The organism is Gluconobacter sp. P1C6_b, assembly GCF_018811945.1.
In the GTDB taxonomy this organism is placed as follows: domain Bacteria; phylum Pseudomonadota; class Alphaproteobacteria; order Acetobacterales; family Acetobacteraceae; genus Gluconobacter.
The window spans coordinates 1-23308 of sequence record NZ_JACRVU010000010.1 but is presented as its reverse complement, the minus strand read 5'-3'; the positions used below and the strand labels follow the sequence as shown (position 1 = coordinate 23308).

At 58.9% G+C, this 23308-nt stretch carries 17 protein-coding genes; 4 read left to right on the top strand and 13 right to left on the bottom strand.

The window, feature by feature from the left end:
* Position 1 precedes the first annotated feature (1 nt).
* The 3 genes from KP701_RS08700 to KP701_RS08690 all read right to left on the bottom strand — a co-directional run bounded on the left by KP701_RS08700 (position 2) and on the right by KP701_RS08690 (position 4675).
* Positions 2–2983 carry a TonB-dependent receptor gene (locus KP701_RS08700; RefSeq protein ID WP_215746839.1) on the bottom strand — a complete coding sequence of 994 codons (2982 nt, stop codon included), beginning with the start codon at positions 2981–2983 and terminating at the stop codon, positions 2–4.
* A gap of 110 nt (positions 2984–3093) precedes the next feature.
* Entirely contained in the window at positions 3094–4035 is a 942-nt protein-coding gene (locus KP701_RS08695) for a DUF4880 domain-containing protein (protein ID WP_215746838.1), read from the bottom strand.
* On the bottom strand, positions 4022–4675 hold the full coding sequence (locus KP701_RS08690; RefSeq protein ID WP_215746837.1) for an RNA polymerase sigma factor: 654 nt from the start codon (positions 4673–4675) through the stop codon (positions 4022–4024). The genes KP701_RS08695 and KP701_RS08690 overlap by 14 nt, the downstream gene beginning before the upstream one ends.
* A 465-nt stretch (positions 4676–5140) precedes the next feature.
* Between KP701_RS08690 and KP701_RS08685 the strand changes: the two genes are divergently transcribed.
* A complete protein-coding gene (locus tag KP701_RS08685) occupies positions 5141–8119 on the top strand; it encodes a TonB-dependent siderophore receptor (protein WP_215746836.1) in 2979 nt (992 codons plus the stop codon).
* 108 nt (positions 8120–8227) lie between these two features.
* Here KP701_RS08685 and KP701_RS08680 read toward each other — a convergent pair whose 3' ends face one another.
* From KP701_RS08680 to KP701_RS08635, 10 genes are all read right to left on the bottom strand, one after another.
* Entirely contained in the window at positions 8228–10003 is a 1776-nt protein-coding gene (locus KP701_RS08680) for a dihydroxyacetone kinase family protein (RefSeq protein ID WP_215746835.1), read from the bottom strand.
* 21 nt (positions 10004–10024) lie between these two features.
* Positions 10025–11047, bottom strand: a complete 1023-nt coding sequence (locus tag KP701_RS08675) for an ABC transporter permease (RefSeq protein WP_215746834.1) — start codon at positions 11045–11047, stop codon at positions 10025–10027.
* Positions 11037–12542, bottom strand: coding sequence for a sugar ABC transporter ATP-binding protein (locus KP701_RS08670; RefSeq protein ID WP_215746833.1), 1506 nt, complete (start codon positions 12540–12542; stop codon positions 11037–11039). Before KP701_RS08670 ends, KP701_RS08675 begins: the two co-directional genes overlap by 11 nt.
* 30 nt (positions 12543–12572) lie before the next feature.
* Positions 12573–13514 carry a substrate-binding domain-containing protein gene (locus tag KP701_RS08665; RefSeq protein ID WP_252345504.1) on the bottom strand — a complete coding sequence of 314 codons (942 nt, stop codon included), beginning with the start codon at positions 13512–13514 and terminating at the stop codon, positions 12573–12575.
* A gap of 55 nt (positions 13515–13569) precedes the next feature.
* Positions 13570–14052 (bottom strand): RpiB/LacA/LacB family sugar-phosphate isomerase, encoded by a 483-nt coding sequence (locus KP701_RS08660; protein WP_215746832.1) that lies wholly within the window; start codon positions 14050–14052, stop codon positions 13570–13572.
* Between the two features lie 77 nt (positions 14053–14129).
* Positions 14130–14957, bottom strand: a complete 828-nt coding sequence (locus KP701_RS08655) for a triose-phosphate isomerase (RefSeq protein ID WP_215746831.1) — start codon at positions 14955–14957, stop codon at positions 14130–14132.
* A 120-nt stretch (positions 14958–15077) separates the two neighbouring features.
* Positions 15078–16070 carry a hypothetical protein gene (locus KP701_RS08650; RefSeq protein WP_215746830.1) on the bottom strand — a complete coding sequence of 331 codons (993 nt, stop codon included), beginning with the start codon at positions 16068–16070 and terminating at the stop codon, positions 15078–15080.
* 3 nt (positions 16071–16073) lie between these two features.
* Positions 16074–17783, bottom strand: a complete 1710-nt coding sequence (locus KP701_RS08645; protein ID WP_215746829.1) for a glycerol-3-phosphate dehydrogenase/oxidase — start codon at positions 17781–17783, stop codon at positions 16074–16076.
* A complete protein-coding gene (locus KP701_RS08640; protein WP_215746828.1) occupies positions 17780–19384 on the bottom strand; it encodes an FGGY-family carbohydrate kinase in 1605 nt (534 codons plus the stop codon). The genes KP701_RS08645 and KP701_RS08640 overlap by 4 nt, the downstream gene beginning before the upstream one ends.
* Before the next feature lie 172 nt (positions 19385–19556).
* On the bottom strand, positions 19557–20162 hold the full coding sequence (locus tag KP701_RS08635; RefSeq protein ID WP_215746827.1) for a DUF1826 domain-containing protein: 606 nt from the start codon (positions 20160–20162) through the stop codon (positions 19557–19559).
* A gap of 87 nt (positions 20163–20249) precedes the next feature.
* Between KP701_RS08635 and zigA the strand changes: the two genes are divergently transcribed.
* The 3 genes from zigA to KP701_RS08620 all read left to right on the top strand — a co-directional run.
* Positions 20250–21452, top strand: a complete 1203-nt coding sequence (gene zigA / locus KP701_RS08630; RefSeq protein ID WP_215746826.1) for a zinc metallochaperone GTPase ZigA — start codon at positions 20250–20252, stop codon at positions 21450–21452.
* A 124-nt stretch (positions 21453–21576) separates the two neighbouring features.
* Positions 21577–23064, top strand: coding sequence for an alpha/beta hydrolase-fold protein (locus KP701_RS08625; RefSeq protein WP_215746825.1), 1488 nt, complete (start codon positions 21577–21579; stop codon positions 23062–23064).
* A gap of 83 nt (positions 23065–23147) precedes the next feature.
* On the top strand, positions 23148–23308 hold a 161-nt coding region (locus KP701_RS08620), incomplete at its 3' end, for a transposase (RefSeq protein ID WP_215746908.1).

The following is a 23308-nucleotide window of genomic DNA, read 5'->3' as shown; positions in this document are numbered from 1 at the left end:
ATCAGAAGTCCGGCTGAAAGCGCAGGCCGAACCACACGGAGCGGCCGGCAGGATGGCGGTCCTGGATCAGGTTTTCACGCGGTCCCATACGGGTCACGTAGCCTTCTCCCGTCAGGTTCTGGACCTGGCCGGTGGCGGAAAGCCATTTGTAAAAGCGGTAACTGGCCTGAAGGTCGAGCTGGCCGCGCTCCTGAAGCCACATGTCCTGCCATGTCGCGGTGCCGGACGTTGAATACAGGGATTTTCCGATACGGTTATAGGCAACGCGCGCCTCAAGATTTTTGTCGGCATAGAACAGGGACGCGTTGTAGATATGGGATGGCTGGTTCGACAGACCGTTGACCCGGCGCTGGGTCCCGTCATCCATGGTTTCTTCGTAGAAACCCTGAAGGAAAGTGGCGTTGAACGACAGGCCGAAATTCTTGAGGATACCGGGCAGGAAACCGAAGCGCTGGCGCATGAGTTGCATTTCCACGCCGCGCATCCCTGCCCCCGAGGCGTTCAGGGGTTCGGAAATGACTGCAGCGTAGGATGCGCCGTCCATCATGATGTTGCCGTAAGATGTACGGGTATAGATCTGGTCGTGGATGTCTTTGTAGAAGAGCCCGACCGTGAGGATCGTGTCCTTCTGCGGATACCATTCGTAGGACAGGTCGTAGTTCCAGGAATGGCGGGGCTTCAGGTTCGGATTGCCCTGGGAAATATTGACCGTGGCACCGTCGAATGTCGTGCTGGTGGCGGCGCCGTAATCGCCGTAATTCGGGCGTCCCACGGTTTCGGTAAAGGCCGCGCGGACTTTCATGGTCGGGTTCAGGTTGAATGTCGCGAGAACGGAGGGCAGCAGGTAATCATAGCCGGCGCCGCGGGTCTCATACAGGTAATCCGTGACGCCACCCTGTGTGATGCCATTGAAATTGCCGATATCCGCACGGGTATGATCCCATCGGAAGCCGCCCTGCAGGGACACGAAACGGTTGTGCCAGCCTGTCTGGAAATAGGCGGCGGTAATGGATTCCTGCATGTGGTAATAGGCGGGCTTTGTTGTTGAGGTCGTGTCCGTCGTCTTGAACAGGGACTTGTTGTTGAGCAGCTTGTTCAGGGCTTCCTGATAATTCAGCGTGAAATACTTCAGACCCGGGGCGGATTCCATCGTCAGGGTCTTGGAGGCGAGGACCTGATCCATGTTGCCGATTTCGGCGGCCGCAGCTGCATCCTGTGGGATCCATTGGGTATAGGTTTCACTGTTGGTGACATGCGTCATCGTCTGGGTGACGCCTGCGTTCATCCAGAAGCCATGCCCGACATCCCAGCGCCAGTCTCCGCGTAGGAAGCGCACGTCGTTCTTGACGTGAAAGCCGTAAAATCTCCAGTACCGCGGATTGTAATTATCGGCGTTATTCGCGGATGTCAGATCGTTCAGATAAATGGATGGAGCACCATTATCGAGGGTGTAGCTGTATCCGTAATTGCTCTGGTATGTCGTCTTGTTCGTGTTTTCGTTCATTCCGGTGTTGTATTTAATCATGGTCCTGTAGCTGTCATCCCAGGCTATGGAATCCGACGCCAGGAAATTCAGGTGCATCCGATCATTGATGTCGTAGTGGATCTTGCCGTTCACGAACCATGTCCGCTGCGTTTCAGGCTGCTGGGTGATCCCGAACTGATACTGGCCGGTGGTGACCGATCCTGTGTCGGGTGTGGCGCCCTGGGTCCAGGTTCCGGACGGCATAGAGAGCGCTTCGTTCCGGGTTTCCTGATCGAGTGTGTGGAAATACCCGCCAAAAACGGACAGGTCGAAACGGTGTGAGGGGCGGTACTGGAACTTTCCGGTCAGGCTGTAACGGCGGTACGCATCATCGAATGCGTAGTCCTGCGAGCGGACCGGAACGGCGTGACCGGTTGCGGCTACGGCATCGGTATTGGTGGGCGATCCGACGGACGTCCCCGAAGCCGTGTAATAATTCCAGCCGTCACCCGTGGAGTCACCGGGAAGGATCGCATGAGTTGCCGAGTGCAGTTCCTGATAATTTCCTGACAGGACGAAGCCAAATTCCTTGTTCCTGCCGAAAACCCGGGTCAGGGCGCCGTCCACGCGCCAGTTCTCGTGCATGGGCTGCACCACGCTGCCTGCAAGGTTGTTCCAGCCTCCCAGAAGCTGGGTGTCGAAGGTATTGCCGTAGTCGAAGGCATTCTTGGTGACCATGTTCACCTGCCCACCGATACCCTGCGGGTCATTATAGGCATCCACGGTTTTGAGAACCTGCAGCTCCCCCAGCATCGAAGAGGGAATGAGATCGAGCCGTGCGCCGCGATAGGTATTGTTGGCGCTGGCAAGCTGGGCGCCGTCGATCGTGATGAGATTGTAGGAGTTGTCCAGTCCGCGGATGGTGATGTTTTCTATGTTGTTGTCCGAACGGTTGTCATCCGTGCTGGGCATCACGGAAATGCCGACGATGCGCCGTGCCGCTTCCACCACGCTCAGATCGGGGACGGTGCGGATCTGTTCGGCGCTCAGCGTATCGATCATCTGCGCCGAATAGCGCTTGGAGGATGTGGAATCCCGGTTGGCGTGCACGCTGACATTTTCGGTTCTGGATGCATCGAGCGTGGATTTGCGGGCCGAAGCCGGGCGGATACCCGGTTTTGTGGGTGTTGGCTGATGCAGGCCGATCACGACGACATGGCTGTGGCGGGAGATGACGGTCAGGCCCGTTCCGGCCAGAAGCTGCTCCAGAGCCCTGTCACTGTCCATCGTGCCATGAACCGCGTTGCCCATGATGGTTCCGCGTATGGGATCGGCGAGGACGATCTGGACATTCGCCGCCCGTCCGTAGGCGATGATCGCCTGGGCAATCGGCATTCGGCTGATGCTGAACGAGGACGTCTGGGCGTAAGCGGCCTGCGTGTTCAGGGCACCGGCGAGGCAGGTGGTGGACAGGGCGAGGCCAGGAAAAATTTGCGCACGACTGTTTAAGCGAAACACAGCAGATTGAATCCCCGTTTGGATACGTTCGCTTAAAAGATGTTAAGAGCTGAAAAATCCGCCGCTTCTGGAGTGTGAAGCTTTTCTTACTTCCCGTAACGTCTGACGGATCACAGAAGGCTGATTTCCGTGGGGGCTATCAGTGTTCTCGTTCCAAAAATCTCGCTCAGGATGCGGGCGAAAATGAGGGGGTCGCTGAGGGAGAAAATCCCGCTGATCCGGCGGTTGGCGCAGGCGGGGTTTTTCAGAACGATTTTCTGGGCGTTGTAGCGGTTGATCTGCCGGATGGCGTCGGTCACGTTCACGGACTGGAATTCCAGCAGGCCCCGGCTCCAGGCCGTGACGCGTTCCAGATCATCGTCAGACAGGACGGTCAGGGAAATCCGGTTGTGCTCGTAACGGATCCAGTCGTGCCTGTGCAGCACGCGCTGCTCCTTCTCCCCCGTGCAGCTGGTTAGGATGTGTCCGGCCAGAACGAGGGCATCACTCTCCGCCCCGCAGGCATGGGCGATCAGGCTGGCGCCGTCGGGAAGATCGATGGACAGTCCGTCCATATTCAGCCGTACAGGGGCTTTTCGCGCGGTCAGATGCGCCTGTCCGCGCAGCAGATCGAGATAGGGTGCTCTCGGGCCGCGGCGGATCCTGAGTACCGTTCCCTGATCGAGGATCAGATCGCCGCAGAGTGGTTCCTGCACATGCAGGAGGCCGGAGCGGGCCTGATAGATCCGGGAGGCTTCTGCGGGTTTTCCCGGAATGACGGCCGCGGCGGCGAGGCCTGCGGCAAGCGCGAACCGGCCGAAGGCGCGACGTGACAGGAAAGCGGATGCCGGTGGTTCAGCCGGCAGGGCCGTTCCCTGAAACGCCGCCACACGTCCGGCCGACAGCCAGATGGTCCGGGCGCGCGTAAAGGCGCCGCGGTGCCGGATGTCCTGCGCCAGCCATGCCTTCAGCGTTGCGTCTTCCCGGCTGGACAAAGGCGCCCTGTCCAGTCGCGCAACCCACTCAAAAGCGATGGTGTCGATGGGATTTTCGCTCAGATCATCGCTTTTCAACGACTGACTTAACCTCTCCGTGTCGTTTCGGGCCAGCTTTTGCCGGGATATGGCGTTTCTCGGAAAAGAAGCGGCTCAGGGCTCTGAGCCCGCGTGCCACCTGCTTTTCGACGATGTTCTCCGAAATGCCCAGCCGTTCCGAAACCTGCCTCTGCGATAACCCTTCAAGCCTGCGCAGCAGAAGAACCTGCCGGCAGCGTTCAGGGAGTTGTTCAACCATCTGGTGGAGACACTCAAGCTCCTGCCGCACTTCGAGCACCTGCTGAGGTGAAGGCGACTCATCCATGATGTTCCGGGCGTCAAAATCCGCCAGTGCGGTAATGGAAATAATGCGGGCGCGACGATAATGCTGGAGGACGATATTGCGGGCCATGCGAAAAAGATAAGCCTGCGGGGCTTTGATCAACTCGACATGGACGTCCAGAAAAGTTGCGTAGCACTCCTGCACGACGTCATCGACTTCGATGTCCCGGAACTGCCGGAGCCAGCCGCGCAGGGCGCGTTCATGAGGGATGATATGGCGCGAGAGCCATATGATTTTCTCATTCTGGCTGAGGACGTTATCGGGTTCGTCTTCCAACTGCGCATTCCACGTCACGGTGAATGCGTCTGCTTGTAGCGACTGGGGGCGGCCAGTCATTTGATAGTTTCATGACAACTTGAGCCCGTGCCTCATAGTCAGGACATGATGAACCGAAAGGTAGAAAATGCCTGCCGGAGATCTCTTTCTGGCCCGGCAGGAGTGCCCTTCCAAGTATGCGCATCATATTTATCATCTGATAGTGCAGGATAAGTGTGTTCTGTCACGAGAGTGTCACACTGACGATTTTACGATACGCAAAGACTTAAATAGAAGCTTCTTGAAATAAAAATACAACATAGATATAAAATACCCTGAATTATTTCAGATAAAAATAGATTTGTTCCGTTAATTATCTTCGGTTGCGAAGAAGAAATTCAATGTGTATAAATGTAACCATTGTATGGCACTTATGCAACAGCCTCTTTTGATCCATCAGAGGATGCTTGTTTCCGGATAGACAAAGTTCCGCATGGAAAACTACTTCTGCGTAGCTTAAAAAATATCGTCTGATGGTGAGCCCACATGATTCCTTATCGACGCAGGGAGCTGCTTCTGTGCGCTTCCATCCTCGCAACCGGGCTGGGAATCTCTGCGAAAGCAGAAGCCCAGACTGCGACCAGTACGCATCATCGTGCGTCCTCACATGGTGCGTCCGTTCATAAAAAGAGCGCTGCAAAAACTGCCAGCAAAACTGCAGCCGGACCCTCTGCAACGCAGGCTACGACAACCCCTTCCGCCGTGGCAGCGGGGGCATCTGCCCCCACCTTTACGGCTCAGAACCGTCACAATCGCGCTCTTGCTTCCATTGAAACCGGGCGTGTGGAAACAGTGGTTGTGACGGGATCTGCACTGAGCACTTCCAACAACCAGAACGCCAATCCGGTTCAGATCATAAGCAGCAAGCAGATCGAACAGACAGGCGCCACCACGCTCGGTGACTATCTGCAACGTCTGCCCTCGATCGGATCGTCAGGAACGACCAACAGTCAGACCAACGGTACGGATGGTGTCAGCTGCACGGATATTCGTAATCTGGGACAGCAGCGTGTTCTGGTGCTGGTCGATGGCAAGCGTGCCGCCATTAACGGTGAGTCCAGCTGTTTCGACATGAACACCATCAACATCCATCAGGTGGCCAGTGTTGAAATCCTGAAGGATGGTGGCTCTGAACTGTATGGCGCTGATGCTGTTTCGGGCGTCATCAACATCAAGCTGAAGCATAACCTGAGCGACGGTAACATTACGGTCCGCGGTGGCATCACTGATGTGGGTGACGGTCAGACCGGCATGATCTCCGGCTATAAGGGCTGGAATTTCGATCATGGCAAGGGCAATGTCACGATTTCCGGCTCTTACATGACACAGAGCGGCATCAAGCAGAAAAACCGTTCCTGGGCGACGCCGGTCCAGCAGAATGACTCCTCCGATGCGTCTGCCCTTACCTACGGTTCCGCCTATCCGACGGCAGGGCGTTTCATCGGCGCGACCAGCGGCAACGACATGATCGCGAACAGCAATGGGACGCTGAGTTCATTCACGAGCGCGGATCGCTACAACTACGGCAACGACCAGTCCCTGACGAATTCCCTTCAGGATGCAACACTGTCGTTCGATGCGCATTATGATATTAACAGTCATTTTACGCCGTATCTGAACTTCAACTACAGTCACCGGAATTCGTCGACCACGATGGCTCCCGAACCGGCTGCTGGCAGTATCTATCCGTCCACCCTGCCGACGACGCTCTATATTCCGGCAAACGACCCGTATAATTCGACGGGTGAAGACCTGTATATGTACAAGCGCATGGGCGAATGGGGAGACCGTCGCACCGAAACCGCTTCTGATACCTATACAGGCATTGCAGGCGTCAAGGGTGAAATCACTCATGGCTGGAACTATGACCTGTCCTACACCTATGGCTGGAATCAGGTTTCCAACCAGGTTGAAGGTGTCGGCAACTACGCCAAGCTTCTGGAAACATACGGTCTGCGTCAGGTTACGCCGGGTGATTCCAGCAGTGCACTTGTTTACGACCCGTCCGTCTGTAACGCGGCCGCTGGTTGCGTACTGTCAAATCCGTTCACGAAGCTGTCTTCCGCAGCAGCGGCCTATTCCAACTACACCACGCACGAAAACTATTACTATCAACTGCGTGACCTGAACCTGCGCATCAACAACAACCATGTTGTCCACATGCCCTGGAAGAATGGTGGCGATCTCGGCATCGCTCTGGGTATGGAACATCGTGGCGAGCAGTTGGCTTATCATCCCGATCCGCTTGTTGAGGCAGGAGAAACCCTGACGAATTCCGCGTCCTATACGGGCGGCGGTTTCAATGTCACGGAAGGGTATCTAGAAGGAAAGGCCACTCTCCTGCATAACGCTTTTCTGGCCAAGGATCTGACGGTCGATGCTCAGGGCCGCTATTCTTCCTACAACACATTCGGTGCGACGAAGAACTGGAAGGTTTCCATCAACTGGGCCCCGATCCAGGACATTCGTTTCCGTGCAACCCTGGGCACGTCTTACCGTCAGCCGAACGTTTATGAAATGTATGGCGGGCAGTCCCTGGGCTATGCGACGGCAACGGATCCCTGTGACTCCGTGCAGGCGGCCACCTATGGCGCCAAGGCTGCGACCGTGGCCGCAAACTGTGCCAAGCAGGGCATCAACACGTCCACGTTCAGCTCCACCTATTCCGGTCAGACCCCGACCATTTATGGTGGTAACAGCGCCCTCAAGCCTGAGACGGGCCGGACCTATACCTTCGGTACGGTGATCACCCCGCGCTGGATTCCAGGCCTTTCGGCCTCCGTCGAATACTGGCACTACACGCTCAAGAACATGATCTCCTACCTGCCTACGCAGTACATCATGGATGAGTGCTACACGGGAGCTGATACATCGTATTGCAGTGCCATCACGCGCAATTCGAGCACGGGTCAGCTCAACTCCGTCTCGGCGCTGTACCAGAATATCGGCGGCATGAAGACAAGCGGTATCGACTTCGACCTCGATTACCGTATCCGCATCACGCCTCATGATGTGCTGACGCTGTCCAACAACTTCCAGCAGCTCGTCAGCTACCTTCAGCAATATGAGCCCGGTGGTTCGTGGTACAATTATGCCGGCCGCATGCTTTATCAATCCGGTTACGGTATGCCGCGTGTTCGTGACTATGCCACGGTTGGCTGGCAGCACGGGGCCATCGGCTTTACCTACATGATGAACTATATCGGTGGCATGCGCTGGAACGACGGGACCGAGGACCTGACACGTGCCAATGGCTACGGTCGTACCAGCACCCCGGGGATCTTCTCCCACGATGTGACGGTAACCTATCGCTGGAACCGCTGGAATTTCCAGGGTGGTGTGAACAATCTCCTCGACAAGAAGCCACCTTTCGTTGCCAGCGCAACGGATAACAGTGCCTCTGCGCTGTATGGCAATCTCTACATGGGACGTTACGTCTTCCTGCAGGCTGGCGTGAACTTCTAAGGCCAGTCCCCGGTCAGACCAAAAGAAAAGGCAGCTCCTGCGAGCTGCCTTTTCTGGTTTTCGGTGTTAGGCTGTAAGGCCCTGTTCTTTCTCAGGGCAGGATATAGGTTACCTCCCGGCTTTTACCAGACGAACTGCCTCTATCTGGTCGCCCTCCCCACCCGTAGAGGCAAGACCCCTGCTCAGATCCTCCCCCACAATCCGCGCACAGAGTGCTAGCGAGAGCGCACCTGCATCCGGGTGGCCCTTGCTGCGCTCACCATGCATTTTCGCACGCCCCATGCGGGGCAGCAGATCACGCGTGGCCTGCGCAGCCTCATGAGACGCTTGCGCCCCCATCTGCCAGGCTTCCACAAGTCCATGCCCGGCGGCCAGAGCCTTCTCCAGCGTTTCAACAAACGGCACCAGCGCATCTACCAGTGTCTTGTCGCCGGGTTTCGCCCGGCCAAGCTCCATGATGCGTTCCATGCTGTTCCGCGCGCCGCCTGAAAGCTGCTGTGCATCGGGAAGGCTGTTGTCATCGAAAGCCAGACTGAACGCCCGCAACCCCTCGCCCCAGAGCGCGCCGGACGTTCCCCCGGCCCGGTCCGCCCACGCATCCGCAGCCGAGGCCAGCACCGTCGCAGGACCAGCGCCGGCATCTGCCGCAGCCTGCGCTACTTTCGCTCCCGCCGCCGACCCACGCGCCATGCCCTGTCCATGGTCCCCGTCCCCCGCCACGGCATCGATATGCCCAAGGTCGGACTCCGCTTCAGCCAGTGTCCGGGCCAGATGATCCATGACAGCGGCTACACAGGCCCCGCCACGACGGCCCTGCGTTGTTCCGGAGCGCATGTACAGGATCTCGGTTTCTTCAGGCACTTCAAGCCGCGTAATCCCGTCCCCGCTCAGCTGACCATGGCTCAGCGCGACGGACTCCACAGGGGAACGCCAGTACCGCTCCAGATCCTCATCGAGCCATGTCAGTGTCAGTGAACAGCCCGCCATATCGAGGCTCGTAACATATTCGCCCACCAGCGGCGCGACGAGCGTCAGCCCTGCCTTTTCGAACATGGGCACCAGACGCTCCCAAAGAACGAACAGCTCTTCCTGCTTGGTGCTGCCCAGACCGTTCAGCAGGACGGCCACCCGGCGCGACGCTCCTTCGGGGAGTTCCGCCAGCAGGCGGTCGAACAGGATATGCGCCAGATGCTCCGGGTCCGGAACATCCTGCTCATCAATGCCCGGCTCGCCATGGACACCCAGCCCGAGCGCCATGCGGTTCTTCGGGACCTCGAACAGCTTTTCCTTCTCGCCCGGCAGCGTGCAGCCATCGAACGCCACGCCGAATGTGCAGGTCTGGCGGTTCACCCGCTGCGCGACTTCCTCGACTTCATCGAGCGTCAGCCCCGCCTCGGCCGCAGCGCCCACGATCCGGAAAATCAACAGATCGCCGGCAATTCCGCGCCGTTTCTCCCGTGTGGAGGAATCAGAGCTCGCCACATCATCCGCCGTCGCCAGAACGCGGACGTCATAGCCCTCTTCGCGCAGCCGGTCCGCTGCGATCCCGAAATTCAGCACATCACCGGCATAGTTGCCGTAACCGAGAATGATCCCGCCTCCCAGATCGGCCTGCCGCGCAATGCTTTTGATGGCCTGCGTGGAGGGCGATGCAAAGATATCCCCCGCTACTGCCGCATCGCCGAAGCCCGGCCCGACATAGCCCGCAAAGGCCGGATAATGTCCCGAGCCCCCGCCCAGGACGACGGCCACCTTGCCGCGACGAGCCGGAGTGGCCCGAAGCACACCGCCGCGCACATATCGCACGAGATCGGGATGAAGAAGGCTGAACCCCCGAAGGGCGGACGCTGCGAAAGTCGATGCGTCACCGCAGATCTTGGTCATGGAACGTCTCCCTGTCAGATTTCAGACGGCATCGCGGTTGAGGTAGCGGCGGGCCAGCGCATCAAAGGAAATCGCCAGAACGACGATCCCTCCGCTGACGACCGACTGCCAGTACGGCGAGATGCCAAACAGAACGATGATGTCTTCGATGATGCCGATGATGACGGCGCCCAGAACCGCGCCGATCGGGCTGCCAATGCCACCCGTCGTCGCCACGCCGCCAATAACGGCCGCCGCGATCGGCCCGAGTACCCAGGTGTCACCGATGGAAGGCTGGGCCGTGCCCAGACGCGCCACCATCAGAATGCCTGCCAGCGCCGAAAGGAACCCGGCCAGCGCGAACGCCCCCATACGGATCGCATTCACCCGGATACCCAGCATCCGCGCCGCATCGGGATTGCTGCCAATGGCGTAGATGTAACGCCCGACCGGTGTGCGCAGCATGACGAACGCCACAATCGCCAGACAGACCAGCAGCACCAGGAACGGTACCGGCACACCCATCACAAGCCCACGGCCAAGGAACGTGATATCCCTCGGCACACCCGTGATCGCGACACCCTTGGTCGCCACCAGATTGGCGCCGCCATATACGCCAGCCATGCCGATCGTCAGCACCAGGGAATGCAGGCGGAGCTGCGTGATCAGCGCTCCGTTCAGCAATCCGCAGGCGCCCCCCATCAGCAGGCACAGCCCCAGAGCCAGCCAGGGATTCAGCCCGAGCTGCACCATCAGGATACCACCGACCACGCCCGAAAGGCCGCCGATTGCCCCCACCGAAAGATCCAGCTCGCCGAGGATCATCAGGACAGACTGCCCGATCGTCACCAGCCCGATAAAGGCCAGTGCGCGGGCAATGATCACCATGTTGAACGTTGTCAGGAAGTGTGGTGACAGTGCACAGGACGCGCCGAAAATGATGACGAGCGCCGCAATTACGCCCCGCAGCGGATTTCCTGCCAGACGGGAGACGAGCGCCTTGAGTGGCGGGAGCTTCGGCGGCTGCTGTGAGGGCGCTGCCGGAACAGTGGTTTCAAGCGACATGACGGTTCTCCGGGGCGCCGATGATCGCGCCGACAAGTGTGTTGACGTCGGTAGTGGCCTGATCGAACGACCCCGTGATCCGGCCGGAATACATGGTGATGATCCGCGATGCGCAGCGCTGGAGCTCGGTCATTTCGGACGAGACGAGAATGATTCCCACGCCCTCTTCAGCGAGCTGCTGCATGATGCGGTAGATCTGGAACTTCGTGCCGATATCGATGCCCTTGGTTGGCTCGTCGAAAATCAGCACACGCGGCCGCCGCGCCATTGCACGACCGATGATCGCCTTCTGCTGGTTTCCGCCAGACAGATGCGCGATTTTCTTGGCCGCCGAAGATGTCCGCACGTCGAACTGCCGGATCGTATCGGCCACGACCTCGTTCTCACGCGCCGGGGAAATGATCCCGCCGCGCTTCATGCGGTCCAGAACCGAAAGGCTGATGTTTTCACGCACACTCAGAAGCGGGAAAATGCCGTGATGCTTGCGCTCCTCGGACAGGTAAACCATGCCCAGAGCCACGGCCCGGTCAGTGCGGCCTTTCGGAATTTCCTCGCCTTCGAGGAAAGCATGTCCCCCCGTCGAGCGCAGATATCCGAAGATCGTCTGCATCAGCTCCGAGCGCCCCGCGCCCACAAGTCCTGCGAAGCCCAGGATTTCCCCACGGCGCAGAACAAAGGATGCATCCGAGAACCCTGGCCCCGACATATTTTTAACGCTCAAGATGACGTCGGATTCAGACGCCACCATGCGCGGCTGGAACTTCTCCTCAAGCGAGACCGAACTGCCCGACATCAGCCGGATCAGGTGCCCCTCCGTCATCTCCGCCATCGGGTAGGTTCCCACGCTGCGGCCATTGCGCAGCACCGTCACCGTGTCCCCGAGCGCAAAGATTTCTTCCATCTTGTGTGACACGAAGACGATCGCGCAGCCCTCATCGCGCAGCCGGCAAATAATGCGGAACAGATGCTCCGTCTCATTGGCTGTCAGTGACGAGGTCGGCTCGTCCAGGATCAGAACCTTGAATTCTTCACGGCATGCCGCGCGCGCAATCTGAAGGAGCTGCTGGTCCGGTACGCTGATGCGGTTCACGAGCTGCCCCGGCTTCGCATGAATGCCGAACCGCTCGATCAGTCCCGCCGCCGCCTTCTCCATTGCCCCGCACGATACCGTCAGATGCCCGAACCCGGAGCGGTTGAACGGCATGAACATGTTCTCGGCCACGGTCATCGGCCCGAACAGGTTCAGCTCCTGCGGAACATAGGCAACCTTCTCAAACAGTGTCCGGTCATGCAGCGCATCCTGTCCTTCGATCAGAATCCTTCCCTCATCAGGCACGACCAGCCCGGTCAGCGTCTTGATGAGCGTGGATTTTCCGGCGCCGTTCTCCCCGGCAAGAATATGGATCTTTCCAGGCTCCAGCGTCAGATCGACATGATCGAGCGCCACCACGCCGGGATAGGTCTTCCGGATGCCTTCAATCTGAAGAACTGTCATGACCGTCACTCCCCTTCCTGTCCTGCTGCGTCAGAGGTTCTTGCTCGTCAGAAGATCAATGCCGGTATCGATGTATTTGGGCGTCTTCTGCCCCATCGCCCGCTGCCAGGCAGACACGACTGCCCAGTAACCCTGCATTTCCGGCCGGCTCGACGCAGAGGACTCAGCGACGCCCTCCTTGATGAGCTGGATCATGTCATTGAGGTTATCGAGCCCCACTTCCTTGACCTTGCCCGTCTTGCCGCTCTCGCGGATGGCCTGCCCCACGCCCACCGGCCCAGACGCATCACACTCAACCCATCCGACCAGATCCGGATGTGCCTGCATGATGGCGGAGGCCTGCTTCTGCGCGGTCTCGATGCTGTCATTGTCCACACCCGTCGCCACGACCTTCATGTCCGGGTATTTCGCAAAGACCTTCTTTTCGCATTCGGCCCGCAGCGTATGGTTCGGCGCCGTCGGCACCCCCATCATGATCGCCACTTCGCCCTTCTTGCCCACAAGGTTCGCCAGCCGCTCGGCCGCCATCGTGCCCTGCTCGCAGAAATCCGCGCCTACCGCGGTGATGTCCATGCCTTCAGGTGGCAGGGAATCAAACACCGTCATGGGGATCTTCTCGTCCACCGCCTCGTCCATCGTGGCGCGGTTGCCCTTCTCGTCCAGCAGGTCGAGGATCAGCCCGTCCGGATGGGTCGCAATCGCCCGCTCGATGATGTCGTTCTGGGACGACACATCCGCCGTCTGCGGTGCGCGATATTCGATCTCGACCTTCCGCCCGGTCGCCTGCGAGATCATCGCCGCAGCCGCCTGTGCCCCGTTATTCGCCTTGTCGAACCAGGGGTGCACGGTCTTGGGGATCAGCACGAACCTCAGGGGCGCACTGTTATCCGCTGCATGGGCCTGACCTGCTGCAAGCGGCGCCAGAAATGGCGCAGCCGTCAGCATTGCGGCAAAAGCAAATGCCGTTTTCATAAGTGTATTCTTTCAAAGCACCAGCCGGATCTGTTCCGGACCGGGAGGTTTTACTTCAGCAACTTGCGCCGACAGCAGCCTGCTGGCGATATTTCTTTCCGAGCGCATCAATGCCAGCCACATTCCGTGCCGAGGCACTGCGCGGATCGAACGTGCAGGCCAGCCAGGCTTCGGCAATGGATTTCGCGACTTCCGGTCCGATGACACGCGACCCCATCGTGATGATATGCGCGTTGTTCGACAGCGCCGCACGCTCCGCGGAATACGTGTCGTGGGTCAGCGCTGCCCGGATACCCGGGATCTTGTTGGCGGAAATGCACACCCCGATCCCCGTCCCGCAGCACAGGATACCCCGGTCGAATTCTCCATGCAGAACTGCCAGCGCGACGCGCTCGCTCAGTTCCGAATACAGCTCGGCCCGCTCGTCCTCGGGATGGGACATGTCAACGACGACATGCCGCCCCAGTGTCGAAAGATGGTCCACCAGAAGCCGTGCCAGACCTTCACCGGCACTGTCTCCACCAATCGCAATACGCATGACTGTTCTCCGTTTCTTGACGTTCAGTCAGACTGTTCCGCTACCGGAAACAGGACTTGATCCCGTGATGAACGCCATCACGCGGCAATCTTGCGGGACACAACCCCGCTCACACTTTCCACCAGCGTCATGAAATCCGCAGGTTCCCATGCCGCACGCCCGACAAACACGCCGTCCACATCCGGCAATGCGACGTAATCGCGGATATTCGCCTGCGAGACGCTGCCGCCGTAAAGCAGCGGGATCCGCACGCCGCTGTCGCCCGCCAGGTCACGCATGACGGCACGCAACCGCGTATGAATCCCGGACACAAACGACGCCTCTGCCGGACGCCCCGCCGATCCGATGGCCCAGACCGGTTCGTACGCAACCATGACCTGCCCCAGATCCTTCCGGGACACCCCATGCAGCGCAATTTTCACCTGCCGTGCCAGCGTCTCCTGCGAGACCCCGAACTCGAATTCATCCGACGTATCGCCAATGCAGATCAGTGGACGTAGCCCATGTCGCAGCGCGGCCCTCACCTTGAGGTTCACCGTCCAGTCCGTCTCGCCGAAATGCTGTCGGCGCTCCGAATGGCCGATCTCCACGATGGACGCTCCGCACTCGGCAATCATCGGCGCGGAAACCTCTCCGGTCCAGGCTCCGCTATCGTCCCAGTGCATGTTCTGCGCGCCAACCAGAAGCGCGCTGTCCTGAAGCACCGAGCACACATCCCGCAGCGACGTGAAAGGCGGGATCACGAACGACCGGATCCCTTCCGGCGGCTGGAAGGATTCAAGCGCCCGTGCCGCGGCAATCGCTTCGGCCGGCCCCTTGTTCATCTTCCAGCTCGTCCCGATCCAGACGCTCTTCTGATCCACAACCAACCTCCCAGAAGACTGACCAACTGGCTGAATGCTCATATCGATTCTCCCAGCCCAATGATATCTAAACCACTTTAGCGCTAAACCATAACACTAAACACGTTACGAATATCAAAAATAACGATACGGCTGAAAGGTTCCTCACCCTTCACGCAAACGTCACGCCGCCCGTTCCAACAGGACAGTTTCCGTCACTACACTGTCGATCTCCAGATCGCGCCCGGCGACCAGTCCGCGCTTGCCCATTTTCTCATGATAGAGATGGGTGGCTTCCATGGGCGATAGCGCACCATCCGTGACACTGCGCATGGCTTCGATCAGCAGGACGGGATCGTCTGCGTCCACGATCTTGCGGCCGAACAGGGCCGCACGCGCGCCGCAGCACTGGGCCTGATGCAGGAGTTCCAGACAGTCGCGGGTCGTACCGCTTCCACCGCCCATGATGCCGACGATCACTGATGGATCGAACTCGCAGAGTTCTGTCAGCGCCTCTGCGCCATTGAACGGCACCTTGAGGAAAACCGGCCGCTCTTCGCGCCGCAATCCTGCCAGGCAGCGGACAATCATGTCATTGAGGAAGAAGCCGTGATCCGCCCGGGAAATGCGCCCTTCATTGGGATTGAACACTTCCAGAAAATACGAAAAACGGCGCTCCGCCGCCTCTTCGCGAAACCGGGCGAATTCCTCCAGCGCCAGACTGTCCTGCTCGGCATCGCCATTGAAGGTCATGGAATACAGGCCGAGATTGGTCTGCGCTTTCATCAGGGATGCCGAACGGAATGGAACCGATTTCTGGCTCTGATAGCTGCTTCCCCGGCCACGCCACAGATCTGTGGTATCATTGGCGCGGATGGCCGACTGAATACGGGTCCCGGCGAAGGCATCTTCCTGAAGCAGTGTCTCCAGAATCGAAGCCGAAGTCAGCATGATGTCCACGACGTCCTGATCGAGGATCGTCCTGATCACATCGAGATAGTCGCGCCGGGTCCGGAAGCGCGAGCGCTTTTCCTGCATGGAGACGGGATGGCGATGCAGGCCCGTGGCGCTGATTCCGGCCGCCATATCGGAATCCTTGGCATCCGCGAGGATGAAATCGGTCCGGCTGTCCTGCCCCGCCACCATGCGGGCAATCTTTTCTTCGTAACGGTTCATGGTTCATGCCCTCAGGGCTGTATGTGAAAACGATGCGGCCGGAAGCTCACCTTTCAACTGATGGCGCTCCTGCCCTTCCTGCCAGGTCAGCAGACACTGCTCTTCTGTTTCCTGAGCACTCCACTCAAGGGCTTCCCCCACGATGGCCCCGGCTTCGCGGACGACGTCCGGCGTCAGAAGGCCGCTCAGGGCAATCGGTGTCCGGCGGAACAGAACATCTGACAGCGTGCGCACCAGTTCATCGGTGGCGATGAAAGCCAGTTCACGCCGCGTATAGGACGGCAGACTGCGTAGGGGCGCATCCGGCTTTTCCTGACAGAACACGGCGAACGCCCGGGCCCGGGAGCCATAGCGCTCCAGAAGCAGGGCCGCTCGCGCTCTCGGCAGGCCGTGCGTGACGAAGAACTCGTCCAGATAGGCGGAATACCGTTCCGGCGTGGGGTAGTCGCGGCCGCCACCGATCGGGAAGTCCCGGGTGGACAGGTGCCGTTCCGCCCCGAGCATTTTCAGCAGACTGTCTGCCGTTTCTTCCGCCAGTCCACGAAACGTCGTCCATTTCCCGCCAACCAGCGACAGGAGCGGTATGCCGTCCAGAACGTCTTCATGGATGATGTGATCGCGGCTGATGGCTCCCGGATCGGCGGCATTGGTCGCCGGCAGCGGGCGGACACCGCTGTAGCGGTAGACCACATCTTCCGCACTGAACCGGAAGCCCGGGAACAGGCCACCGAGCATACGCAGCATATAGTCCTGTTCTTCATCGGTGCAGACGGCACTGTCAGGATCATCAATCCGCAGATCGGTCGAGCCGACGAGCACATGACCATAGAACGGATAAGCCAGGCAGATGCGTCCGTCCGGTGTTCCGAAATACATCATGCGGCCACGGAGTTCCTGCAGAAGCCCCTCATGTCGCAGGAGCAGATGGCTGCCTTTCGTTCCGCCGATATAACGGGTTTGCTGACCCAGATCTGCATTGATCCGGTCGATCCACGCTCCACCCGCATTGACGATGATCCGAGGACGGACATGGCGCGTCTCAGCGCTTTTTTCGTCCCGCAGTTCCAGAACCCCATCCGCAAAAGACAGCGGTACCGTGTAGGTCGAAACCGCGCAGTCCGTCCCGACATCCAGGCCGTCGCGCACGCATTCATAACCGAGACGTTCCGGCTGGGTGATGGCGGCGTCATAGTATTGTGCCGTCGCCATGACATCCGCCGCTATATGCGGCCATTCCTGCCGTGTCTGGCGCTTGAGGAACAGGCTGTGACGCGGCATCACCCGGGCACGGCGCCCCAGAAAATCGTAAATCTGCAACCCGGCTTCCAGAACGAGCGCACCGCGATCCGTCATTTTGCCGCCCAGCCTCAGAAACTTCCGGAACGACGGCACGATGCCGCCAAACCAGGAACGGATCGGCAGGACGGTCGGCAGGGGCTTGACCACATGCGGCGCGTTACGCAGCAGCAGATTGCGCTCCAGCGTGGACTGCGCCACGAGCCGGAATTCGCCGGTTTCGAGATATTTGATGCCGCCGTGGATCAGGCGGGAGGGCGCGCACGACGCGCCGGAGCAGAAGTCACTCCGATCCACCAGAAGGACACGCAGCCCCTGAAGGGACAGTTCCCGGAACAGGCCGGCTCCATTGATCCCGGCCCCGATGATCGCGACGTCGAACGTGGCGTTGTCCGGTATGGAGGCGATCCCCTTCATGGCCTTGCCTCCTGCGGCATGAAGCCCATTGCGGCATAGTTCAGGACAGCGCCCTTCTCCACGCCGACAGGCTCTGCAACGGGCTCTACCTGAGCCAGGCCGCCATCATAAAGATCCGACCAGAAAGGCCGCATGGCCTGGGTCAGAGCGACATAACGCCGGTAAATCCCTTCATAAACGCGACGCCGTTCAGTCTGGGGTCTGTATGTCTGCATCGGAATGATCTGGGAGAATACGGCTTCTTCCAGATCGGCGTACCGTCCGATGGAGACGCTGGCTGTCAGGGCGGCCCCCAGCGCCCCTGCTTCACGCACTTCCGGTATTTCCACGTCAGCTCCCAGAATATCGGCGAACATCTGTGCAATCACCGGCTGGCCACTGCCGCCGCCAGATACGCCGATCCTGCGGACCGGGCCTGTCTGGCGCAGGGCATCGACATGCTCGCGATGATTGAAGATCGTCCCTTCCACCATCGCCTGGAACAGGTCCGCCCGGTCGTGCCAGGACTGGACCCCAAACAGCGAAGCACTGGCCGGCGCTTCATAGGGCGATCCGAACAGGAAAGGATGGTACAGCGGAACCTGATGCCGTCCGCCCGGCTTTGACAGGCGGCTTTCCATTTCCGCCGAAAGCTGCCGGGCCGCGTCCTGTTCCTCGGGCTTCAGAAGCCTGGCCAGCCAGTCAAGATTGCTGGAGGACGCTGGTGAAATGGCCATGCAGTTCCACAGGCCACGACGATATCCGGCGCGACAGGCCCAGCCTTCCCCGACGACTGGCCGGTCCCGGAACACTTCATTAATTGAGAACGTCCCCGCCGTAATCGAAAGATCCCCGGCCTGCGTATGACCCACACCGACCGCAGCCGCCGTGACGTCATGCAAGCCGACCGAAACAGGCGTTCCAGCCCTCAACCCGGTTCGGCAAGCAGCCTCAGGCGTGAGGACACCACCGCTTTCACAGGACAGGCGCATCTCCGGCAGCGCCTTTCGGATGTCCTGCAATCCCAGGATTTCAAGCAGTTCATCGCTGTAGTTCTGTGTGTGCAGATCCGTGAAAGACGTGCTGGCTTCCGTCAGATCCGTCGTAATCTCGCCAGTCAGGCAGTACCGGATCCAATCCTTGGCGAAGATGACAGACCCGATCGCTGCATAACGTTCCGGTTCGTTTTCCCGTATCCAGGCCAGAAGCGTGTTGGCCGAATAGGCATAAGGACGCTGACCCGCCACCGGAAGAACCAGATCGGACAGGCCGTCGCGCTGCCAGCGCTCATGGAGCGCCGTAGCACGGCTGTCGAGCGACATGATTCCCCGCCCCAACGGATTACTTGAACGGTCAAGTAGAAAAACACCGTCCCCATGTGCGGTCACCCCGACGGCGGCAATCGCTGAGCCGTCAATCCCTGCATCCGTCAGTGCGTCCTGAACCGCACCGATTACCGCCTCCCAGGCCTCATGCATGTCCCTTTCAACATGGTGCGGACGGTCCATATGCTGTGGAACACGACGACGCCCCGTCCCTGTGATCGCCCCGGTCGGCGAAAACACCACGGCTTTGGTCGTCGTGGAACCACTGTCGATTCCGATGGTGAAATCCTGGCGCATTGAACACCCTCCAGACAGCGTGGCAACTCATCGAGCGATAAGAACGATGAGCCCTCATAACATCATAGGTGATATATAGAACACATTTATCTGTGATATAACACGAATATATGTGACATATAATGTGATGAGTTCGGAAAGCCCACTATCCCGGAGGGATAGGTTGGTCGTGTCAGGCGACCATGCCGAAATTCGCATCAGCGCAGGCGCCTGCTTCGTCGATCGTGAGAAGAAGCCTGATCCGCTCTGCGGCCGGGCGGGATGACAGAGGTGGGGAACGGTGATGAATCTTTTCGGCCCCCTCCCATCCCGGAAAATGCTTTCCCTTCAGGAAAACAACAGAGCCGGTCGAAGATTCATGTACTGAATGTCCCTGATCGGCTGTCCACTGAACGCCCGGCCCCACATAGGTTCGAAGCAGACGCAGATCCACACAGTCGACATGGAATTTGCGACAGCTGTCTGTGGTGATCTTTTCCAACCGCACACGCAGGTTCCGATGCCCGGAAACAGCGCTGTAAAGTTCAGCAAGCTCCAGCATGTCCTGCATCAGAAGCTGCGCCTGTTCAGGAACTCTGGTTTCAAGCTGGGCCGCGACTTCGGGAAGCGTACCCTTCGCCATGAGCAGGCGTGGCTCTCTCTGAAGGTAGGCCTCAGCCGCTGCTTGAAGGGATGGCGGGATATCCATCTCGTGACTCTGGAGACTGCGATGGGGAGACAGGATGCCCCTGAAGGATATCAGGTGATCCAGACGGCCGCGTGTTGGGCATACAGACATGAAGGATGGCTTTCTTTGGAATTGTTATGTTATAACATAATGATCAATAGAGGCGTATCAACTTCTTTCTGCAAGGATCTTCCCTTCATGTCGGATACCCGATTGCCCGTGACTGTTCTTTCCGGTTTCCTGGGGGCTGGCAAGACAACGCTTCTCAATCACGTCCTGCACAATCGCGAAGGGCTGAGAGTGGCCGTCATCGTCAATGACATGAGCGATGTGAACATCGATGCCCAGTTCATCCGCAACGGGGGGAGCAACCTCTCGCGGACAGAGGAAAAGCTGGTGGAAATGACCAATGGCTGCATCTGCTGCACGCTGCGGGATGATCTTCTGACGGAAGTTGCGCGGCTGGCTGCAGAACGGCGGTTTGATTACCTGCTGATTGAATCAACCGGTATCGCCGAGCCTCTTCCGGTCGCAGCCACCTTTGAATTCCGCGATGAGGAAGGCCGTAGTCTGAGCGATATCGCGCGCCTCGATACGATGGTCACGGTGGTGGATGCCGTGAACCTGCTGCGGGATTATGGTTCTACCGATTTTCTTCGGGACCGGGGTGAAGTAGCGGGAGAGGACGACGAACGGGCGCTTGTGGATCTGTTCGTCGACCAGATCGAGTTCGCGGATGTCATCATTCTCAACAAGATTGATACGGCCACGCCCGGGCAGGCTGAGGCCGCACGGCTGATCATCCGCTCCCTGAACGCCGATGCGGTTCTGATCGAAACAAGCCAGAGCCGGGTTGCGCTGGATCAGATCCTGAATACGGGACGTTTTGATTTTGATCGTGCGCATCAGCATCCCACATGGTTCCAAGAGCTGTACGGACATGCAGAACATCGTCCCGAAACCGAAGAATATGGTATCGGCAGTTTTATCTATCGTGCCCGCCGCCCCTTCAATCCGGAAACTTTCGCTGACTTCATCGCGCAATCCTGGCAGGGCGTTGTACGGGTCAAAGGCTATTTCTGGCTCGCAACCCGGCCGGACTGGGTCGGGGATCTGAGTATTGCCGGCGCACTGGCCCGCCATCAGGCTGCGGGACGCTGGTGGGCCAGTGTTCCGCATCAGAACTGGCCGGACGATGAGGCTTGGAAGGCGACGCTCGCGGGATACTGGGACGATGTTTATGGCGATCGCAGGCAGGAACTTGTCTTTATCGGCGCAGGCATGGATGAAGCCGCGATCCGCGCCGCACTGGATAACTGCCTTGTCCCCTCCACACAGAATGGCGTTTTCATGCCATGGCATTACGACCATCTTGCGGATCCCTTCCCGCAATGGGCCTAGGCGGAGGTCTTTTACGGCCTTATGCGGGCTGAGTAAGAAAATATTTCAGGAGTTTTGTCTTCAAACGATCTCAGTATTAATGCTGGGCACAGATCAAGGGCCAGACCGAACTCCAGGAGAAACCATGACCGCTGTCTCAAGACGCAAATTCCTGACCGCGGGGGCCGCTCTCGCCAGCACCGCTTCGACCATTGGACTGGGAGCGTCGCAGGCCCGCGCGGCCGGTGGAGGACATGGTTTCATGGCAGCGTCGTCCGGTGGACCAGATGGTTTTGACGGTCCGGGACCGCAGCGCAAGAAAACTCCGGGACTTCAGGGGATCTGCGCGTTATGCGACGTCACTGGCGGCGGTGAAAAGGTCTACGGTATTGCAGCGGAATATGATGTCGCCATTGATCCGGCCAATCTGACAACAGACACCTATGCCACTGCTGTCTTTCCCGCGGCCAAAGGCTTTTTTGCCGGAATGCCGCAGGAACCCGACAAGAACGATACCTCGGCGGTTGCCCACCCTCGCCCCGTCTCGGCAATCTACACCAATAGCGAAGCAGCGCTGCGTCCCGACGGCAAGAGCGTAGAAGGTCGGTTTGTCATTGCCGAATTCCACCACGACCCGGATCTCAGCCTCCCCACCATGGACAGTGACCGGGTAAGCCTGATCCAGAAACATGGTGTCCGCACAGTCGGCGGAGTGACCTACGCTGCAAGCCAGACCGTCTGGAGCAATAGCGGCCGACACGGCAACAACGTCGCAATCCGGGGTGTGGATGCGTGGGAACAGAACCACTGGTGGTGGGACGATACGCGTTCGGCCTGGCTGGAATACAGCATTTACCTGCCGAAATCCTTCCTGGAAAAAGGCGGAGAAAACCGCTCCTACCCGCTAATCCTGGCCGTGACCCATTCGGGAACCAGCCCTGATGGGACCTGCGCGCAGACGCTGACTGAACAGTGCATCGCCAGTATCTGGAGCCTGCCTGAAGTGCAGGACGAGCATGCATGTGTGGTCATCACGCCGCGTTATGAGCGTACGACCATGAATGATTACTGGGAGCACACTTCTGACGTCGAAAACACATACAGGCTCGTTGAATCGCTTCTGAGCAATACGTGGAACTACGGCAACCCCAACCTGCCGGACCGATCGGACAAGGTCCTGAAAATTGATCCCAAGAGGGTCTATTGCACGGGCTGGTCCATGGGGGCCATGACCTCGCTCTGGCTGATGGCAAAACATCCCCAGACTTTCGCGGCCGGACTGATCATTGCAGGGCAGCAGCGTCCATCCGATGTTGTTACGCTCGCCAATCAGAAACTTCTGATCATAACCGGCTCGGAAGACAATAAAGCCACACCCTGGAATGAGAAATGTCTTCCCGTCTGGAAACAGGCAGGAGCGAAAATCACGCGCCCCGACCATAATCTGGACCCTGCGCTGATCTTTCCAGCCGATCGGCAAGATGCCCTGACGAGACAGATCAACGGCTATCTTGCGGAAGGCGGCAACATAACTTTCCTGACATTTGAAGGCGTGGATCACATGGGATCCGCACGGAAATTTTTCCATATCGCCGCCGCACGGCACTGGCTTCTGGATCAGGTCAGAACCTAGGTCACGTTGACAAAAGGTCTATACGATCTGCGTGAGATCTGATTCACTGTTGTCTTCAATGAAGGCAGTACAGTGGAGCAGGCATGGCACGAGGTGATCTGACGGATCAGGAATGGGCGATCATTGGTCCACTTCTGCCGGCTGAACGCGGACGTTGGGCGCGTCCGGCTGGAGACAATCGCCGGTTCCTCAATGGTATGCTGCATGTTCTGCGCACAGGTTGCCCCTGGCGAGACATGCATGA

Excerpts from the sequence above, each read along its gene's own strand:
- KP701_RS08690 (WP_215746837.1), bottom strand. The coding sequence starts at position 4,675 with ATGACTGGCCGCCCCCAGTCGCTACAAGCAGACGCATTCACCGTGACG.
- KP701_RS08685 (WP_215746836.1), top strand. The coding sequence starts at position 5,141 with ATGATTCCTTATCGACGCAGGGAGCTGCTTCTGTGCGCTTCCATCCTC.
- KP701_RS08680 (WP_215746835.1), bottom strand. The coding sequence starts at position 10,003 with ATGACCAAGATCTGCGGTGACGCATCGACTTTCGCAGCGTCCGCCCTT.
- KP701_RS08675 (WP_215746834.1), bottom strand. The coding sequence starts at position 11,047 with ATGTCGCTTGAAACCACTGTTCCGGCAGCGCCCTCACAGCAGCCGCCG.
- KP701_RS08670 (WP_215746833.1), bottom strand. The coding sequence starts at position 12,542 with ATGACAGTTCTTCAGATTGAAGGCATCCGGAAGACCTATCCCGGCGTG.
- KP701_RS08665 (WP_252345504.1), bottom strand. The coding sequence starts at position 13,514 with ATGAAAACGGCATTTGCTTTTGCCGCAATGCTGACGGCTGCGCCATTT.
- KP701_RS08660 (WP_215746832.1), bottom strand. The coding sequence starts at position 14,052 with ATGCGTATTGCGATTGGTGGAGACAGTGCCGGTGAAGGTCTGGCACGG.
- KP701_RS08655 (WP_215746831.1), bottom strand. The coding sequence starts at position 14,957 with ATGAGCATTCAGCCAGTTGGTCAGTCTTCTGGGAGGTTGGTTGTGGAT.
- KP701_RS08650 (WP_215746830.1), bottom strand. The coding sequence starts at position 16,070 with ATGAACCGTTACGAAGAAAAGATTGCCCGCATGGTGGCGGGGCAGGAC.
- KP701_RS08645 (WP_215746829.1), bottom strand. The coding sequence starts at position 17,783 with ATGAAGGGGATCGCCTCCATACCGGACAACGCCACGTTCGACGTCGCG.
- KP701_RS08640 (WP_215746828.1), bottom strand. The coding sequence starts at position 19,384 with ATGCGCCAGGATTTCACCATCGGAATCGACAGTGGTTCCACGACGACC.
- KP701_RS08635 (WP_215746827.1), bottom strand. The coding sequence starts at position 20,162 with ATGTCTGTATGCCCAACACGCGGCCGTCTGGATCACCTGATATCCTTC.
- zigA (WP_215746826.1), top strand. The coding sequence starts at position 20,250 with ATGTCGGATACCCGATTGCCCGTGACTGTTCTTTCCGGTTTCCTGGGG.
- KP701_RS08625 (WP_215746825.1), top strand. The coding sequence starts at position 21,577 with ATGACCGCTGTCTCAAGACGCAAATTCCTGACCGCGGGGGCCGCTCTC.